The organism is Actinoplanes sp. NPDC051633 (assembly GCF_040681735.1).
In the GTDB taxonomy this organism is placed as follows: Bacteria; Actinomycetota; Actinomycetes; order Mycobacteriales; family Micromonosporaceae; genus Actinoplanes.
Window position 1 is genome coordinate 1 of the sequence record NZ_JBFAZH010000931.1, and the last position, 1,485, is coordinate 1,485.

General features: G+C 70.5%; 2 protein-coding genes. Both read left to right on the forward strand.

Going from position 1 to position 1,485, the window contains the following annotated elements; translation table 11 throughout:
* Nucleotides 1-131 precede the first annotated feature (131 nt).
* Nucleotides 132-869: an aminoglycoside phosphotransferase family protein gene (locus tag AB0M20_RS34675; RefSeq protein ID WP_364304608.1), complete on the forward strand. Its 738-nt coding sequence runs from the start codon at nt 132-134 to the stop codon at nt 867-869.
* A gap of 69 nt (nt 870-938) precedes the next feature.
* Nucleotides 939-1,485: hypothetical protein (locus AB0M20_RS34680; RefSeq protein WP_364304610.1), on the forward strand; the 547-nt coding region annotated here is incomplete at its 3' end.

Sequence of the window (1,485 nt, forward strand, 5' to 3'; positions counted from 1 at the left end):
GGCGCGGCCGGACCACCCGACCCCGCTGCACCCCGCGTTCGCGGGCGCCCTCGCCGGCCTTTCCCCCCGGCCCCGCCCGGCCGGGGGGGGGCCGGGGCGGCCCCGTCCCGGTGTGCAGTAGCGTCTGCCGGATGGGGGAGGACGAGGTCCTGCAGGATGATCCACATCGGCGGGTCGTGCGGGTCGGGGACACCGTCCATCGGCCTCTGCATCCCTGGTCATCGACCATCCATGAGCTGCTGCGGCATCTCGAGGCGGTCGGGTTCGCCCACTCGCCGCGCTTTCTCGGCATCGACGACGAGGGCCGCGAGATCCTCACCTACCTCGACGGGGAGTCCGGGCCGGACGGCTGGGCCAAGGTCGTGGACGAGGACGGCCTGGTCGCGATGGCCCAGTTGCTGCGCGATTATCACGAGGCCGTTCGCGGGTTCGGCGACGTCGGCGACGGCGAGGTGATCTGTCACGGCGATTTCGGGCCGTGGAACCTGGTCTGGCGCGGCACCGAGCCGGTCGGCATCCTCGACTGGGATTACGCGTGGGCGCATCGGCCGATGCACGACGTCGCCTATGCGCTGGAATATGTGGCGCCGTTCCGGGATGACGCGGAGTGCCTGCGCTGGCTGCGTTATCCGGAGCCGCCCGACCGCCGCCGGCGGCTGGAGCTGTTCGCGTCGGCGTACGGCCTGACCTCGACGGACGGCCTGGTCGACGAGGTGATCGAGCAGCAGCGGCTGGTGCTCGCGCGTACCCTGCGCCTGGCCGCCGAGGGACACGAGCCGCAACGCACCTGGCAGGCCGAGGGCCTGCTCGACGACCATCCGAAACGCATCGAGTGGAGCGAGCAGAACCGCCATCTGTTCGATCTTTGAGTAAACCCGATCGGTGGCTTGAGCACCGTTCAACGGGTGCCGGCCCGTCGATGCTTTTACAGTCGGGGAATGGCGGGCGACGAGATGATGCCGCGATTGGTCGACTTCTACGAGTTGGAAGAGCGATTGATGAGTGCACGCCGGCAGCTCGAGGATGTCGAGCAACGCCTGCAGACGATCACCCCGGATCTCGGCTGGCGCGATCGTTACCTCAACGGCCCGCGGCACGCCCGATATCGGCAGGCGCGGGACGAGCGCAAGTCGCTCGCCGCCGAGATCGCCGAGCTGGAGCCGCTGGTCAACCGGCTGGGTCGCCGGATCGACGTGATCGTTCATCCGCAGCTGCTGCAGGAGAGTCCGCGGTATGCGGCGCTGGTGACCACGGAGCAGCGATGTGCACAGGCCGTCCGGGAGTGCCACGCGATGGTGGTGCGCGTGCACGACCTGCGGGCCGCGACGGCCGGCAGCCACCGCCACGAAGATCTCCTGCGGGACGCGGCCGACGGCCTGCGATCGCTGCACGAGCAGGTCGAGTCGGCGGAGCTGGCGCTGCGGGCGACCACCGACCGGGTCCCGGCGCATCCCCCGCTGCCCGAGGTGCTGCCGGCCGGCGACG